Source organism: Streptomyces sp. WAC 04229, assembly GCF_003947455.1.
Classification (GTDB): Bacteria; Actinomycetota; Actinomycetes; order Streptomycetales; family Streptomycetaceae; genus Streptomyces.
Genome location: NZ_QHJH01000015.1, coordinates 24,238 through 40,696, shown reverse-complemented (window position 1 = coordinate 40,696; position 16,459 = coordinate 24,238). Strand labels below are relative to the sequence as shown.

Annotated in this window: 8 protein-coding genes and 1 pseudogene; 4 read left to right on the top strand and 5 right to left on the bottom strand. The window is 71.3% G+C overall.

Annotated features, from left to right (window positions below; genetic code table 11):
* The first annotated feature begins 60 nt into the window (after positions 1-60).
* Complete coding sequence (locus tag DMH12_RS06910) at positions 61-1,935, top strand: rhamnogalacturonan lyase (RefSeq protein WP_125490658.1); 1,875 nt, start codon at positions 61-63, stop codon at positions 1,933-1,935.
* 45 nt (positions 1,936-1,980) lie between these two features.
* Here the strand turns inward: DMH12_RS06910 and DMH12_RS06905 are convergent, their stop codons facing one another.
* Both DMH12_RS06905 and DMH12_RS06900 read right to left on the bottom strand, forming a co-directional pair.
* Positions 1,981-4,632: a cellulose binding domain-containing protein gene (locus DMH12_RS06905; RefSeq protein ID WP_125490657.1), complete on the bottom strand. Its 2,652-nt coding sequence runs from the start codon at positions 4,630-4,632 to the stop codon at positions 1,981-1,983.
* Between the two features lie 217 nt (positions 4,633-4,849).
* Positions 4,850-7,771, bottom strand: coding sequence for a glycoside hydrolase family 48 protein (locus DMH12_RS06900; RefSeq protein ID WP_125490656.1), 2,922 nt, complete (start codon positions 7,769-7,771; stop codon positions 4,850-4,852).
* 514 nt (positions 7,772-8,285) lie between these two features.
* Between DMH12_RS06900 and DMH12_RS06890 the strand changes: the two genes are divergently transcribed.
* From DMH12_RS06890 to DMH12_RS06880, 3 genes and pseudogenes are all read left to right on the top strand, one after another.
* Positions 8,286-10,004: a glycoside hydrolase family 6 protein gene (locus tag DMH12_RS06890; RefSeq protein ID WP_125490655.1), complete on the top strand. Its 1,719-nt coding sequence runs from the start codon at positions 8,286-8,288 to the stop codon at positions 10,002-10,004.
* A gap of 151 nt (positions 10,005-10,155) precedes the next feature.
* Positions 10,156-11,076 (top strand): trans-aconitate 2-methyltransferase, encoded by a 921-nt coding sequence (locus tag DMH12_RS06885; protein ID WP_125490654.1) that lies wholly within the window; start codon positions 10,156-10,158, stop codon positions 11,074-11,076.
* Between the two features lie 148 nt (positions 11,077-11,224).
* Positions 11,225-11,831, top strand: a pseudogene (locus DMH12_RS06880) (SDR family oxidoreductase).
* A 57-nt stretch (positions 11,832-11,888) separates the two neighbouring features.
* Here the strand turns inward: DMH12_RS06880 and DMH12_RS06875 are convergent.
* The 3 genes from DMH12_RS06875 to DMH12_RS06865 form a co-directional block, all read right to left on the bottom strand.
* A complete protein-coding gene (locus tag DMH12_RS06875; RefSeq protein WP_125490653.1) occupies positions 11,889-12,722 on the bottom strand; it encodes an aldo/keto reductase in 834 nt (277 codons plus the stop codon).
* 83 nt (positions 12,723-12,805) lie between these two features.
* On the bottom strand, positions 12,806-14,632 hold the full coding sequence (locus DMH12_RS06870; protein WP_125490652.1) for a long-chain fatty acid--CoA ligase: 1,827 nt from the start codon (positions 14,630-14,632) through the stop codon (positions 12,806-12,808).
* A gap of 212 nt (positions 14,633-14,844) precedes the next feature.
* Positions 14,845-16,350 carry an MFS transporter gene (locus tag DMH12_RS06865; protein WP_125490651.1) on the bottom strand — a complete coding sequence of 502 codons (1,506 nt, stop codon included), beginning with the start codon at positions 16,348-16,350 and terminating at the stop codon, positions 14,845-14,847.
* Positions 16,351-16,459: the final 109 nt, after the last annotated feature.

The window sequence follows — 16,459 nt, the reverse complement described above, 5'->3', positions numbered from 1 at the left end:
CGGCCCTCCCGGGCGGCGACTGAGAGGCGGAACCCATCCGTCCTCCAGGAGGTCCGCCCCGTGAGGCACCCCCACACGTACCGCAGACGCCCGCTCGTCCTGGCCGCCGCCCTCGCCGCCGCGGGGCTGGTCGGCGCGGGCCTGACCGCGCTCACCCCCGGCACCGCCCACGCCGCCACGGCACGTCAGGTCGAGGCCCTCGACCGGGGCGTGGTCAGCGTCCACACCGGCGACGGCAACCTGGTCGGCTGGCGCTGGCTGGGCACCGACCCGGACAATGTCGCGTTCAACGTCTACCGGGCCGGCACGAAGGTCAACGCCGCCCCCCTCACCGGCTCCACCACCTTCTTCCACGCCGGCGCCCCGTCCCACGCCGACTACACCGTCCGCGCCGTCGTCGACGGCACCGAGCAGGGCGACTCCGTCCACGCCGTCCAGTTCCGGGCCGGCTACAAGGACGTGCCGATCAGCCCGCCCGCCGGCGGCACCACACCCGACGGCGTCTCCTACACCTACGAGGCGAACGACGCCTCCGTCGGCGACCTCGACGGCGACGGAGCGCTCGACCTCGTCCTCAAGTGGCAGCCGACCAACGCCAAGGACAACTCCCAGTCCGGGTACACGGGCAACACCATCGTCGACGGCCTACGGCTGGACGGCACCCGGCTGTGGCGCGTCGACCTCGGGCGCAACATCCGCTCGGGCGCCCACTACACCCAGTTCCAGGTGTACGACTACGACGGCGACGGCAGGGCCGAGGTGGCGATGAAGACCGCCGACGGCACCCGGGACGGCACCGGCGCGGTCGTCGGCAGCTCCTCGGCCGACCACCGCAACTCCTCCGGCTACGTCCTGTCCGGCCCCGAGTACCTGACGATGTTCGACGGCGGGACCGGCAGGGCCATGGGCACCGTCGACTACGTCCCCGCCCGGGGCAGCGTCTCCTCCTGGGGCGACTCCTACGGCAACCGCGTCGACCGCTTCCTGGCGGGCACCGCGTACCTGGACGGCTCCCGGCCCTCCCTGATCATGGCGCGCGGCTACTACACGCGCTCCGTGATCGCCGCCTGGGACTGGCGCGACGGGCGGTTCACCCGCCGCTGGACCTTCGACACCAACTCCTCCACCAACACCGGCAAGGGCTACGACGGCCAGGGCAACCACCAGCTCTCCGTCGCGGACGTCGACGGCGACGGCAGGGACGAGATCGTCTACGGCGCGATGGCCGTCGACGACAACGGAAACGCCCTGTGGACCACGAGGAACGGCCACGGCGACGCCATGCACGTCGGCGACCTCGACCCGTCCCGGGCGGGACTGGAGGAGTTCAAGGTGGACGAGGACGCCTCGAAGCCCTCGTCCTGGATGGCGGACGCGCGCACCGGGCGGATCATCTGGTCCACCGGCGCGAGCGGCGACAACGGCCGGGGCGTCGCCGGGGACATCTGGTCCGGCAGCCCGGGCGCCGAGTCCTGGTCCTCCGCCGAGAGCGGCATCCGCGACCCCAGGGGCACGGTCGTGAACGGCCGCAAGCCCTCCAGCACCAACTTCCTGTCCTGGTGGGACGGCGACCCGGTCCGCGAACTCCTCGACGGCACCCGCGTCGACAAGTACGGCCCCTCCGGCGACACCCGCCTGCTCACCGGGTCCGGCGTCGCGTCCAACAACGGCACCAAGGCCACCCCGGTCCTCGCGGGCGACATACTCGGCGACTGGCGCGAGGAGGTCGTCTGGCGCACGTCGGACAACACGGCCCTGCGCGTCTACTCCACGCCGTACGACACCGGCACCCGCATCACGACCCTCCTCCACGACACCCAGTACCGCACGGCCCTGGCCTGGCAGAACACCGCGTACAACCAGCCGCCGCACCCGAGCTTCTTCCTCGGCGACGGCATGCCGACGGCGCCGAGGCCGACGGTGTACACACCGTGAACACGGGTGGGGTGGGCGTCCTCGGACACCCACCCCACCCCCGGCTCAGCCGGTCGCGCAGCTCCGCCCGGCCATCCGGAACGCGGTCGGTGCCGCGTTGGCCCCCGACCACTCGCCCGTGAAGCCGAAGCCGACCGAGGCGCCGGGGGCGACGCGGGCGTTCCAGCCGACGTTCCCCGCCGTCACCGTGGTGCCCGACCGGGTGTGCTCGGCGTTCCACATCCGCGACACCCGCTGGCCGCCCGCGAACGTCCAGTCGAGGGACCAGCCGTTCCAGGCCGCCGTGCCGGTGTTGGTGAGCCGCACGTCCGCCTGGAAGCCGCCGGGCCACTGGTTCGTGACCGTGTACGTCACCTCGCAGGCACCGGCGGGTCCCGGGTCGGGGCCGGGATCGGTGCCGCCGTCGCCGGCCGTGTCGCCGTACACGATCCCCCGGCCGTTGGTCGCCACGTACACCCGGCCGTACACCCGCGGGTCCCCGGTGATGGCCGCGCCCGTCCAGCCCCACTGGTGCGCGTCGTCGTTGACCCGGGTCCAGCTCGCTCCGGCGTCGGTGGAGCGGAAGATGCCGCGGACGCCGCCGATCTCCGCACTGGTGAAGAGCGTCTGGTAGGAGGCGTCGGGTGCCGCCTTGCCGAAGCCGATCGTGTCGGCCGCCTCGACGTTCGGCAGCTTGGTGAAGGTCGCGCCGCCGTCCGTGGAGTGCCACAGACCGTACGGCCCGTCCGGCGCGCCCCCGGCCAGCCAGACGTCGCCCGCGCGGCCCGGCACGGCCTTGAAGCGGACGCTGTCACCGGCGGGCAGGCCGGTCGCCGCTGACGCGGTGAAGGTCGCGCCGCCGTCCTTGCTGACATAGAACTTGCCGGACTTGAAGCCGTAGAAGGTCTTCGGGTCCACCCGGTCGGACTCGACGACCGCGCCGGCCGGGATGCCGCTCGACGCCTGCCATGAGGTGCCGAAGCCCGTCGTGTGGTGCACCCCGGTGCCGTCGGGGCTCCACACGAAGCGCCCGCCGTCCGCGCCCGCCGCGACCGTGCCGCCGCCGCTCACTCCCGCCGGGTCGGCGCCGCCGAACCAGGTGGCGCCGTTGTCCGTGGAGAACGCGACGTGCGGCCCCGAGTCCAGGTTGCCCGACCGCACGACGACGTCCGGCTTCGCCTCCGCGAAGTCCAGGCTCGTGGAGGAAGTGAAGTTCGGGGAGGTGAACATCATCGACGGCACCTCGGTCAGGCTCGTGTGCCGGAAGCCGCCGACGTCACCCAGCGCGCTGAGGAGCGGCGCACCGGACGGTGGGGAGACGAGGTCGTTGACCGCGGTCTCCTCCAGGCCGCGCACCATCGGTTCGATGGCGAACTTGCCGCCGGAATCCCAGTTCGTGAGGTTCTCCGTGCCGTAGATCGTCGCCCCCGTCCCGTACATCATCCGGTCCGGGTCGAACGGGTCGATCTCCAGCGCCTCCGTCATCCAGCCCAGCTTCGGGGTCTGCTCGGGCGGCGCCGGGTTCGCGCCCCAGGTGAGCCACGGGGAGGAGGAGACGTCCATCGTGTAGCGGTTCTCGCGGGTCGGGTACGACGTGTACTCCCACGCCTGCGTCCAGTTCGCCCCGCTGTCCGTCGAGCGGAAGATCTGCGTGTCCGGCCACCAGGAGCTGTACGCCGTCGCCATGACCGTCCCCGGGTTCTGCCGGTCGACGGTCAGGCCGCTGAAGCCGAAGTAGGTGTCCGCCTCCGCGACCGGGCTGATGTCCGTCCAGGTGCCCGTCGCCGTGGTGTACCGGTACAGCCGCCCCTTGCCGCCGTCGTACGGCCCGCCGGTGTCGCTGTAGGCCAGGTACAGGTGTCCGTTCTCCGCGTCCAGGACGCCCTTGTGGGCCAGGTACCCGGTGGGTTGGCCGGCGACCCGCTCCCAGGTCGCGCCCGCGTCCGTGGAGCGGTAGACGGCGTTCTCCTTGTCGGCGACGCCGACGTAGACCGTCCCCGTGGCCGTGCCCGCGCGGCCCGTCGACTCGTCGAAGGTGACCCAGGTGATGCCCTGGTTGTCGGAGGCGTAGCCGGACGTGTCGCCGGGGTCCTGCGCGTAGTTCCCGGGGTTCGGGAAGGCCGTCACCTCGGACCAGGTCACGCCCGCGTCGGTAGACCGCCACAGGCCGTGGCCGCTGGGCGCGCCCAGGTAGAGCACGTCGTTGTCGTGCGGGTCGACGGCCAGGCGTTCGCCCATGCCCCGGCCCGGCATGTTGCCGCCCAGCTTGAACGGCAGGTCCGTCTTCGCCCAGGTCGCGCCCCGGTCGGCGGAGCGGAGCACCGCGCCGTCGCCCGGGTCCCAGTCGTTGGTGTAGGTGCCGACCGCCGCGTACACCCGGTCGGGGTCGACGGAGTCGGTGGCGATACTGGCCACGCCCGTGTGACCCCAGTCGTCCCAGCCGACGTGGTCGAGGAGCGGTGTCCAGGTGTGGGACGACTCCTGCCAGCGGTAGGCGCCGCCGATGTCGGTGCGGGCGTAGGCCAGGCCCTTCTCGGTGCGGTTGAAGACGATGCCGGGGACGAATCCGCCGCCGTCGATCCGGGCGTTCTTCCAGGTGTAGGTGTCGGCGGCGACGGCCGCCTCCGGTGCGCCGGCGGCCAGTGCGGTGGGCGGGCTGCCCGCCAGGAGACCGGCCGCGAGCGCCAGCAGAACGGTGACGATCCTGGTTCTTCGCACGGTGGGGAACCGTCCTTCCGTCAGGAGCAGAACACGTACGAGCACCGGGCGGCCCTCGCGAAGAACGAGGGCCGCCCGGCAGGGGTCCCGTCGTCCGGTGACGAGACCGAGCACGCGGAGCCTTGAGCGCCCCGCAGGGGCGCGGGGAACTGCGCGACCAGCCACACTCGGCCCGCAGCCAAAGAACCCGCCCAACCCGCGGAGCGCCCCGCGGGGGCTATTCCAGTAGCTCCGCGTACGAACCCATGGCGAGGGCGATGTCCGCCTGCGCCCAGAACCGGTGATACGTGAATGTGGGCGCGGCACCGCCCGCGAGATAGTCCTCGATCTTCGACCAGGCCGGGTCGTCCTGGTAGAAGGAGCGGATCGAGGCGAACGTCGACGACGCGTCGATCGTGTCGCCGTTCGGCATGGTCCCGGTCCAGCCGTTCGGGACGTACACCGGGTCGTCGAAGCGGTTGTAGTCGGCGCGGGTCTCCGGGACGGCGATGCCGAGCGCGTCCTGGTTGTTCTCCCACATGCCGTCGAGCAGCGCCTTGGCGGTCGCGGCCGCCTCCGTGTCGCCCGAGCGGTCGGCGTAGTACGTCAGGGTCTTGGCGTAGGCCGCCGCCACACCGACGTCGTTGGTGTAGTCGGAGACGGTGACGTGCAGGTCGGCGTTGTCACCCGGGGAGGAGGCGTTCCAGGTGTCGGGCTGCCCCGACCACTGCATCGTCGAGGGGATCCGGAAGGTGCCGTCCGGGTTGACCGTCGTCTCCGACAGCGCCCAGTCGACCCACTTGTCCAGGACCTCCTTCGCCGCCGTGTCCCCGCTCTGCTGGTAGTACTCGGCGACCCGCTCCATGGACCACGCCTGGAAGCCGAACCACTGGTTGGACGGCGGGTCGTGGTACACCGGCTTCTCGTCGTAGTACATGCCGTAGAAGGTCGGCGTACCGGCCGGCGGTGTCGCGTACCGGCCCGCCCAGCTGTTGGTCGCGCCGCCCGCGATGGCCCCCTCGTCGGACTGGAGCCAGCGGTAGAACTCGACCTGCCGGTCGAGGGACTTGGCCCAGTCGGAGGCGCCGGTGGCAGACTTGGGCTTCAGGTCGGCGTAGGTGCTCAGCGCGTACGCGGCCAGCGGGTTCTGGTAGCCGCCGTGGGTGTGGCTGGATCCGATGCGCCAGGCCCAGCCGGCCGAGGTGTCCACCGCGCCGCCCCAGGCGTAGTACCAGGACAGCAGGTAGTGCGAGGAGTCCTTGCCGGTGCCGGCCGGGCAGCTCGACGGCCCGACGCAGTCGCCGACCTTCTTGAAGTACTTGTCGAACATGGCGTAGCGCAGGTAGTCGCCCATCTTCGCGGCCTTGTCGAGGGTCCCGGCGATCTCGTCGCCCTTGCCCTGCTCCTCGGCCCAGACGTCCGCCCAGTACGCGGCCTGCACGGCCCGCGCGTCGGCGTCCGGGGCGTTGGTGAACTTCCACTGCTTCGCGTAGGACGCGTCGCCGGTGAACAGGTCCAGGTAGCCGTTGGGGCCGCCGTACTTGAAGGCGTCGCAGGTCGGCTGCGGAACCGTCTCCCACACCGACTCCTGCGCACCGCGCTGGAAGGTGTTGATGTAGGAGGGGCCGGTGTCCGTCGGACCCGCCTCGCACTTGCCCGGCGAGTTGCCGTAGCCGTAGGTGTTGTCGACGTCCTGGAGCCAGTGCATGCCGTAGACGTCCCCGGTGCCGTACGCCGACTTCAGCTCGGCGGCGATCGGGTCCGGGCCGACGGAGACCGCGCCGTCCAGGGGCGCCGGATACTCGTCCGGCGTGTCCAGTTCGGGTGCGTAGGTCGCCGGCTTCGAGGCGTTGTAGGCCGAGTTGGTCGGCTGGTCGGCGTGGGTGGGGATCATGTACGTCTCCATGATCTCCCAGGCGTTGTTGAACCTGGACCAGTCGCCGGTCACCTTGCCGTACATGGCCTGGAGCCACAGCAGGTAGCTGTACGCCTCCGAGGTCGTCTCGTGCCCGTGGTCGGGCGCCTCGACGATCAGCGTCTCGACCGAGTGGTACGGGATGCCCTCGGGGGAGAAGTAGCCGTTCGCGGGGTCGGTGATCTTCCCGTACAGCTCCAGGAAGCGGGCGTCGTAGTCCTTCGCCGCGGCCAGCTGGGTCACGGTGACCGCGGCCTTGCCGTGGCCGGGGGCCGTCGACTCGAAGACCGCCGAGCCGGTGCCGGAGGCGTCCGCGGAGACGGTCACCCGCTGGGCGGTGTTCCAGTTCGACGGGGTGAAGGTGAGAGTCGCCCCACCGGTGAGCGAGAGCCCCGTGTTTCCGCTCGCGCGGGACGTCGTGACGGTGACACTGGCGGTCGGCTGCTTCGACAGCTTGACCTCGTACGTACCCGACTCGCCTTGCTGGACGCCGAGTTGGCCGGGGGAGGCGACCACGGCCGGTCCCGAGGCGACGGTGATGCCCACCGGCGTCGAACTGCCGGAGGCGCCCGTGCTGTCGTACGCCTTCGCCACCAGGGAATGACTGCCCACGGTCAAGCCGGAGGCCGAGTGCGTGTAGGGCGCGCTGGTGTCGGTGCCGAGCAGGGTGGTGTCGTCGTAGAACTCCACCTTGCTGACGCCGGCGCCGTCGGCCGCGGCAGCCGTGGCCGCGAGCGGCACCGCCTCGCCCTGCGAGTACACCGCGCCCGCCTCCGGGCTGGTCAGCACCGTGATCGGCGGCTGGTGCGCGCCGACGCACGAGGTGCCGTTGACCGCGAAGTTCGTGGGGGCCGCGTTGGTGCCGCTGTACGTGAACTGCCCCCCGGTGGTGACGGCGGCCCCGGCGGCGACCCGCCCGTTGTACGAGGCGCTCCTGACCGTGACGTTCCGGCCCGACTGGGACCAGGTGCCGTTCCAGCCGTTGGTCAGCTTCTGGTCGCCCGCGTAGGCGTACGTCAGCGTCCAGCCGTCGATGGCGTCGGTGCCGCGGTTGGTGAGCGTCAGCTCCGCGGTGAAGCCCGAGCCCCAGTCGTTCGTCCTGTAGTCCACGCTGCACTGAAGTGCGGCCGCCTGGGCGGGAGTCGAACCGGCGCTCAGCATCGTGAGGGGGAGTGCGAGGGCCGCCAGCGCGGCGGTCCACAGCCGCCGCGCGGTGCGGCGTCTGCGTCTGTGTCGGGGGTGCATGGTGCTGGTTCCTCCTTGCGGCTCGGGGAGGGGGTGGGGGAGGAGCAACAAGCCTTGAACCAGTGGGAGCGCTCCCATAGTGGAGAGGGGGGCAACGGCGGTCAAGATGCGTGAAGAGTCGAAAAGATTCGACAGGTCGAGCGGCGAGAAAGTCGGTAACTCCTCTGTTCTTTGCCGTCACTTGGCGCTACCTTCGCTGAACCAGTGGGAGCGGTTCCATCAGTCGGCGCGTCCGTCACGGCGTGCCCGAGCTGCAAGGAGTCGCTCATGCGACACCCCCCGCTCCACCTTCCGCGTTCAGGACTTTTAGCCGCAGCCGCGGCCTGTCCTCCCACGCGTCTTCGGCCGGTCCGCCGGCCCGCACCCACCCCGGGCTCCCGCACCGTGCCCGGGGGCTGTTCCTGACCTTCGATCACGACGGCACCCCCATGCCGATCGGCAGCGGACCGCGCCGATGGACGCGCGGCCCCGGACGACAGCACCCGCACCCCCACGAAAGAAGGAACCCGCACTCATGACCCGTACCAGAACCGCGATGCTCGCTGCCCTGACGCTGGTCGCCGGCGCCTCCGGCACGGCGCTGGCCGCCCACTCCGCGAGCGCCGGAGCCGCGGCCGCCGCCTGTACCGTCGACTACAAGGTGCAGAACGACTGGGGAAGCGGCTTCACCGCCGCCGTGACCGTCACCAACAACGGTGCCGCCACCTCGAACTGGTCGCTGGGATGGACCTACGCCGGCAGCCAGAAGGTCACAGGCGGCTGGAACGCGAAGGTCAGCCAGAGCGGTGCCGCCGTCACCGCGGCCAGCGAGTCGTACAACGGCACCCTCGCCACGGGCGGTTCGGCCAGCTTCGGCTTCCAGGCCACCTACAGCGGTACCAACGCGGTCCCGGCCACCTTCACCCTCAACGGCGTGACCTGCAACGTCGACGGCGGCCCGACCGATCCGCCGGACCCGACCGACCCGACCGGACCGTCCGACCGGGTGAACAACCCCTACGACGGCGCCAAGGTCTACGTGAACCCCGAGTGGTCCGCGAAGGCGGCCGCCGAACCGGGCGGCTCCCGGATCGCGAACCAGCCCACCGGTGTGTGGCTCGACCGGATCGCCGCCATCAACGGCGTGAACGGCGGCATGGGTCTGCGCGATCACCTCGACGAGGCGCTGACGCAGAAGGGCTCCGGCGAACTCGCCGTCCAGCTCGTCATCTACAACCTGCCCGGCCGTGACTGCGCCGCCCTCGCCTCCAACGGCGAACTGGGCCCGACGGAGATCGACAAGTACAAGACGCAGTACATCGACCCGATCGCCGAGATCCTCGCCGACCCGAAGTACGCGGGTCTGAGGATCGTCACCACGGTCGAGATCGACTCCCTGCCCAACCTGGTCACCAACGTCAGCGGCCGGCCGACCGCCACGCCGAACTGCGACGTGATGAAGGCCAACGGCAACTACCAGAAGGGCGTCGGCTACGCCCTGAACAAGCTCGGCGACATCGGCAACGTCTACAACTACGTCGACGCCGGCCACCACGGCTGGCTCGGCTGGGACGACAACTTCGGTGCCTCCGCCGACATGTTCAAGACCGCGGCCACCACCGAGGGCGCGACCGTCGGCGACGTGCACGGCTTCATCGTCAACACCGCCAACTACAGCGCTCTGAAGGAGGACAACTTCAAGATCACGGACTCGGTGAACGGGACGTCCGTGCGCCAGTCCAAGTGGGTCGACTGGAACCGCTACACCGACGAGCTGTCCTACGCCCAGGCCATGCGCGACAAGCTGGTCTCGATCGGCTTCGACCAGAACCTCGGCATGCTGATCGACACCTCGCGCAACGGCTGGGGCGGCACTGCCCGGCCCACCGGTCCGGGTGCCACGACCAACGTGGACACCTACGTGAACGGCGGACGCTACGACCGCCGCATCCACCTCGGGAACTGGTGCAACCAGTCCGGAGCCGGCCTCGGCGAACGACCGAAGGCCAGTCCCGCCGCGGGGATCGACGCGTACGTCTGGATGAAGCCCCCGGGCGAGTCGGACGGAGCGAGCGAGGAGATCCCGAACGACGAGGGCAAGGGCTTCGACCGGATGTGCGACCCGACCTACGAGGGCAACGCGCGCAACGGCAACAGCCCCTCGGGCGCGCTGGGTAACGCCCCGGTCTCCGGGCACTGGTTCTCCGCGCAGTTCCAGGAGCTGATGAAGAACGCCTACCCGCCGCTGTCGTGAGCGGCTTCCCCCACGGGTGAGTCACCGGGGTCCGGTCCTTGCGGGCCGGGCCCCGGCGGCCTCCACATTTTTGCGGGACCGGCAACATTGTTTGCCCGAACGGGGTGAGTCGTCGCACCCTGAGGTCATCGCGAACGGGAGGCTGACCAGCATGGCGCACGACCACCACCACGACGAGCACGGTTCCGCGCACGGGCACGGCCACGGCCACGGAACCGGACACGACCACACCGACCTGGACTGGGCCGAGATGGCCCCGATGCTGGAGGCGCAGGCCGAGCTGTACACGCCGCTGTACCGGCAGGCCTTGAGCTGGCTGGCGCGGGACGTGACGGACCCCGGCCTGGTCGTCGACGTCGGAAGCGGACCGGGCGTCGTCTCCTGCCTGTTCGCCGACGTCTTCCCCGGCGCCCGCGTCGTCGCCGCCGACGGCGCCGGTCCGCTGCTGGAACGGGCCCGGGACCGGGCCGCCCGGCTCGGTGTCGCCGACCGCTTCGGTACCCTCACCGGCGACCTGCCCGGTGCCCTGGGCGAGCTGGAGTACCCGGCCGACCTGATGTGGGCGAGCCAGAGCCTGCACCACCTCGGCGACCAGCGCGCCGCCCTCGCCGCCCTCGGCGGGTATCTCACGCCCGGCGGCACGCTGGCGATCCTGGAGGGCGGACTGCCCGCCCGGTTCCTCCCCCGCGACATCGGGTTCGGGCGTCCCGGGCTCCAGGCCAGGATCCACGCCGTGGAGGAGGACTTCTTCGCCGAGATGCGCGCGAACCTGCCCGGCTCCGTGCCCGAGACGGAGGACTGGCCCGCGCTGCTGGCCGCCGCCGGCCTGAAGCCCACCGGCACCCGCAGCTTCCTCCTCGACCTGCCCGCGCCCCTCTCCGACGCGGCCCGCGACTACGCGGCGTCCTCCCTCTCCCGGCTCCGCGAGCGGGTCGGCGACGGTCTGGACGCCGTGGACCGGGACACCCTGGACCGACTGCTCGACCCCGGGGACGAGGGGAGTGTGCACCGGCGGCAGGACGTGTTCGTGCTGGTGGCGCACACCGTGTACACGGCGGTACGGCCGGTCTGAAAGGCCGCGGTGCCGGGCCCTTGACTTCGAGAGCGCTCCAAGTGATGGACTCCCCTCCGTCCGGAAGAGGTGCCTGCGCGGACAGACGGGCACAGACACCCGGGCACAGACACAAGGGGGAACCACGACCGACGCACCGGTCGCGCTCATCACCGGCGGCGATGGGGGTCCCCCCGGCTCGAGCGAAGCCGAGAGGTGGGGGAGGTATCGGAGCCGCCGTCGCCCGGCGGCTGCTGGACGCGGGGCACCGGGTGGCCGTCACCGGGCGCGGGGAGGCGAGGCTGCGCGCGTTCGCCGGCGAACTCGGCGACCCCGAGGGCCTGCTGACCCTGGTCGGCAACGCCGCCGACCACACCCAGGTGGCCTCCGCCGTCGAAGCGACGCTCAAGGAGTTCGGCCGCCTCGACACGGTGGTCGCCAACGCGGGGTTCGCCACCCACGACTCGGTGGCCGAGGGCGACCCCGAGGGCTGGACGGAGATGGTGCTGACCAACGTGCTCGGACCCGCGCTGCTGATCAGGGCGTCGATCGACGCCCTGATCAGCAGCGCGGGCGGATCGTGCTGGTCGGCAGCGTCGCCGGGTTCGTGCACACGCCGGGCAACATCTCCGTTCTGGGAGGCGACCGGCGGTCTGCCGCCCGGCGACCTGCTCACCGCCGACCAGATCGCCGACTCGATCGTCTGGGCCACCACCCAGCCGGCCGGCGTCGACGTCAACACGGTGGTCGTACGTCCGCTGGGGCAGCCCAACTGACAGGAGGGGAGGGGCCCGGCCGGGCCCCTCCCCTCCTGTCCGACGCTCAGGCGCCGCTCAGGAGTCGACCTCCGCCGGGTCCGGACCCAGACGCCGGTCCTCGTTCAGCGCACTGATCGCCGCCAGGTCCTCGGTGTCCAGGGTGAAGCCGAACACGTCGATGTTCTCCTTGATCCGCGACGGCGTCACGGACTTCGGGATCACCACGTTGCCGAGCTGGAGGTGCCAGCGCAGCACGACCTGGGCCGGCGTGCGGTTGTGCTTCTGGGCGATGGCCACGATCGCCGGGATCTCCAGAATCCCCTTGCCGGAGCCGAGCGGGGACCACGCCTCGGTGGCGATGCCCTGCTCCGCGTGGACCTCGCGGGAGGCGTGCTGCTGAAGGTGCGGGTGCAGCTCGATCTGGTTGACGGCCGGGACGACCGACGTCTCGCCGGTGAGCCTCTCCAGGTGCTCCGGCAGGAAGTTGGAGACGCCGATGGCCCGCACCCGCCCGTCGGCGAGCAGCTTCTCGAACGCCTTGTACGTGTCGACGTACCGGTCCTTGGCCGGTACGGGCCAGTGGATCAGGTAGAGGTCCAGGTACTCCAGGCCCAGCTTCGCCAGTGAGGCGTCGAAGGCGCGGAGGGTCGAGTCGTACCCCTGCTCGCTGTTCCAGAGCTTGGTGGTGACGAAGAGATCCTCGCGGGCCACGCCGGAGGCGGCGAGTGCCCTGCCGGTGCCCTCTTCATTGCCGTAGATCGCCGCGGTGTCGATGCTGCGGTACCCGGCCTCCAGCGCCTGGACCACGGCGGTCTCCGCCTCGTCGTCCGGCACCTGCCAGACGCCGAAGCCCAGCTGGGGCATCTCGACGCCGTTGTTCAGGATGATCGGGGGGACCTTGCTGCTCACGAGCTCTTGATCCTTCGGTTGTCGTCAGGTGGTACTCATATCGTCAACGATCACGAGCCCTCGCGCATTCCTGACCGTGGAACTCACGCCGTGTAAAGGGCCGCGACCTCGGCACCGTAGGCCTTCTCGATGGCCTTGCGCTTCAGTTTCAGCGAAGGCGTGAGCAGGCCGTGCTCCTCGGTGAACGGCTGGGCGAGGATGCGGAAGGTGCGGATCGACTCGGCCTGCGACACGAGCGTGTTGGCCGCGACGACCGCGCGCCGCACCTCCGTCTCCAGGTCGGAGTCGTGCACCAGGTCGGCCGGGGGCATCTGCGGCTTGTTCCGCATCGTCAGCCAGTGCTCGACCGCCTCCTGGTCCAGGGTGATGAGGGCGGCGACGTAGGGGCGGTCGTTGCCGACGACGATGCACTGGTTGATCAGCGGGTGGTCCCGCACGCGCTCCTCGAGCAGCCCCGGGGAGACGCTCTTGCCGCCGGAGGTCACCAGGATCTCCTTCTTGCGGCCGGTGATGGTGAGGTAGCCGTCCTCGTCCAGGGCGCCCAGGTCGCCGGTGCCCAGCCATCCGTCGTGCAGGGTCTCGTCGGTGGCCTTCGGGTTGTTGAGGTAGCCCTGGAAGACGTTCTCGCCGTTCAGCCAGATCTCGCCGTCGTCCGCGATGTGCACGGTGACGCCGGGGACGGGGCGGCCGACGGTGCCGTAGCGGGTGCGCTCGGGCGGGTTGGCGGTGGCCGCCGCTGTGGACTCGGTCAGGCCGTAGCCCTCGTAGATCTGCACGCCCGCGCCCGCGAAGAACAGACCCAGCCGCCGGTCCATCGCCGAGCCGCCCGACATGGCGTTGCGGATGCGTCCGCCCATCGCCGCCCGCACCTTGGCGTAGACGAGTTTGTCGAACAGCTGGTGCTGCATCCGCAGTCCCGCGGACGGCCCCGGCCCGGTGCCCCAGGCCTTCGCCTCCACCGCGTCGGCGTACCTGACGGCCACGTCGACGGCCTTCTCGAAGGGGCCGCCCTTGCCTTCCTTCTCGGCCTTGCGCCGGGCCGCGTTGAACACCTTCTCGAAGATGTAGGGCACGGCCAGGATGAACGTGGGTCTGAAGGCCGCCAGGTCGGGCAGCAGGGCCGCGGCGTTCAGCTGCGGCTGGTGGCCGAAGCGGACCTTGCCGCGGACCGCCGCGACCTCCACCATCCGGCCGAAGACGTGGGCGAGCGGCAGGAACAGCAGGGTCGCCGCCTCGTCGCCCTTCTTGGAGTGGAACACCGGCTCCCACCGCTCGATGACGGTGTCCGCCTCCCACATGAAGTTGCCGTGCGAGATGACACAGCCCTTGGGCCGTCCGGTGGTGCCGGAGGTGTAGATGATGGTGGCGACCGACTCGGGCGTGACCGCCTTGCGGTGCCGGTGGACGACCTCGTCGTCGAGGTGCGCCCCCGCGTCGTACAGCTCCTGGACGGCGCCCGAGTCGAGCTGCCACAGGCCGCGCAGGTGCGGCAGCCGGTCGATGACGGTGGCGATCGTCATCGCGTGGTCCTCGTGCTCCACGACCGCGGCCGTCACCTCGGCGTCGTACAGCATCCACATGCACTGGTCCGCCGAGGACGTCGGGTAGATGGGCACCACCTGCGCGCCGATCGTCCACAGGGCGAAGTCGAACAGGGTCCACTCGTAGCGGGTGCGGGACATGATGGCGACCCGGTCGCCGAAGCGGATGCCCTGGGCGAGCAGCCCCTTGGCGAGCGCGAGCACCTCGTCGCGGAACGCGCCCGCGCTGACGTCCCGCCACTGCCCGGCCGCGTCCTTGCGCCCCAGAGCGATGTGCTCCGGATCCTCCTGGGCATGCTCGAAGACGACGTCGGCCAGACCGCCCACCGGCGGTGCCGACGTCAAGGGAGGACTGGTGAACTCACGCAAACCCCGCTCCCCGCTCTGGAATGAAGCCCCGAACAGCGCGGTGAAAGCTACCCCACCCGAAGCGGGGACGGGAGGGGTGCCGAATTCGAGCAGGGCTCATGTTCGCGCTGGTCAGCGAGAGAAAATACGCTCACATGGGGAAGGGTCGGACAGTTTCCTGACGGTTGAGTAAGTTTCGGTGGCGTAATCTCCACCGAATCTGTACGACCCACTTACCGCCGGTACGGTGTCGCCGGCTCCCTCTCCGCGGCCGGTTCCGCGGCGGCCGTCACGCGCGTGTCGCGGCTCTCGCGGCCGGCCCGCACCAGCACGAGCACCAGCACCCCGGCGACGGCCGCGACCGTGCCCGCGGTCAGCGCCGCGGCGTTCAGTCCGGAGGCGAACGCGGCCCGCAGCGCGTGCTCGCCGAACACGCCCTCCAGGGCGCCCGCCGCACCGCCCGCCAGACCGTGCGCCGCGTCGTGCGGCAGCGTGTCCGTCATCCGCGAGGTCAGCACCGTGCCGAACACGGCGATGCCGAGCGCGTACCCGAGCTGCCGGAAGGTGTTGACCGCGCCGCCCGCCATCCCGGCCCGCTCCGCCGGCACCGCCGCCAGCGCGGCGCCCGCGATCCCCGGCGACACCAGGCCCGTACCGACGCCCACCAGCAGCAGCCCCGGCACCAGGGCGGACGCGCCGGACGAGGCGTCCAGGAACGCCATGGCGAACTGCCCCGCCGCGATCAGCAGCAGCCCGCCCCCGATGGTGTAGCGCGCGGGCACCCCGTGCAGCAGCCGCCCGCCCGCCGCGGCCACCACGAACGACGCCAGCGACAGCCACACGAACACCAGCCCGCCGCGCACCGGGCTCATCCCGAGCAGCGTCTGCAGCCAGATGGAGGTGTACGCCATCACGCCGAACGCCGCCGCGTTGAAGGCCAGCGCACCCAGCATCACGCCCGAGAACGCGGGCCGCACGAACAGCCGCGGATCGAGCAGCGGATCGGCGGCCCGGCGCTCGACGGCGACGAAGCCGCCCAGCGCCGCCGCCGCGAGGGCGAAGGAGGCGAGGGTGCCCGCCTCCGTCCAGCCGTGCGACCCGGCCCGCACCGCCCCGTAGGTCACCGCACCCGCGAACGCCGCGAACGTGGCCGTACCCGCCCAGTCCACGCGGCGCCCGCGCGCACCGCGCGACTCCGGCACCACGCGCAGCGTGAGCCAGACCGCCGCCACGCTCACCGGCAGGTTCACCCAGAAGATCCACCGCCAGCCCGGACCGTCCGTGAGCAGCCCGCCGAGCACCGGCCCCACGGCCGCCGCGGCACCGCTGACCGCGCCCCACACGCCGAGCGCCATCGACCGCCGGCGCCCCTGGTACACCGAGCCGAGCAGCGGCAGCGTGGTGGCGAACATCGCCGCCGCGCCCACGCCCTGCAGCCCGCGCGCGGCGACCAGCATCCCCGGCCCGGTGGCCAGCCCGCACAGCAGCGACGCCGCCGCGAACAGCACCACGCCCGCCACGTGCACCCGGCGCCGCCCCAGCACGTCGGCGGCGGCCCCCATGCCGAGCAGCAGCGCCGCCAGTGCCAGCGCGTAGCCGTCCATCACCCACTGCAGATCGCTCAGCGACGCGTGCAGCCCCCGGGCCATGTCCGGCAGCGCGACGACCGCGATCGTCACGTCCAGCAGCAGCATGAACGTCCCGAGGCACACCGCCGTCAGCGGCCCCCATGTACGCATTTCCGTCTTCTCCCTGTGTGCGACGACTTCCCGTGCCTCCGTACGATGAGGCGCGCCCGGCCGATCGCGCCGGTCCGTGGCCTCCGGCCGACGAAATCCGACGGGAGCA

Bases quoted from the DNA above. Each gene is read 5' to 3' on its own strand.
- DMH12_RS06900 (WP_125490656.1), bottom strand. From the start codon at position 7,771: ATGCACCCCCGACACAGACGCAGACGCCGCACCGCGCGGCGGCTGTGG.
- DMH12_RS06890 (WP_125490655.1), top strand. From the start codon at position 8,286: ATGACCCGTACCAGAACCGCGATGCTCGCTGCCCTGACGCTGGTCGCC.
- DMH12_RS06885 (WP_125490654.1), top strand. From the start codon at position 10,156: ATGGCGCACGACCACCACCACGACGAGCACGGTTCCGCGCACGGGCAC.
- DMH12_RS06865 (WP_125490651.1), bottom strand. From the start codon at position 16,350: ATGCGTACATGGGGGCCGCTGACGGCGGTGTGCCTCGGGACGTTCATG.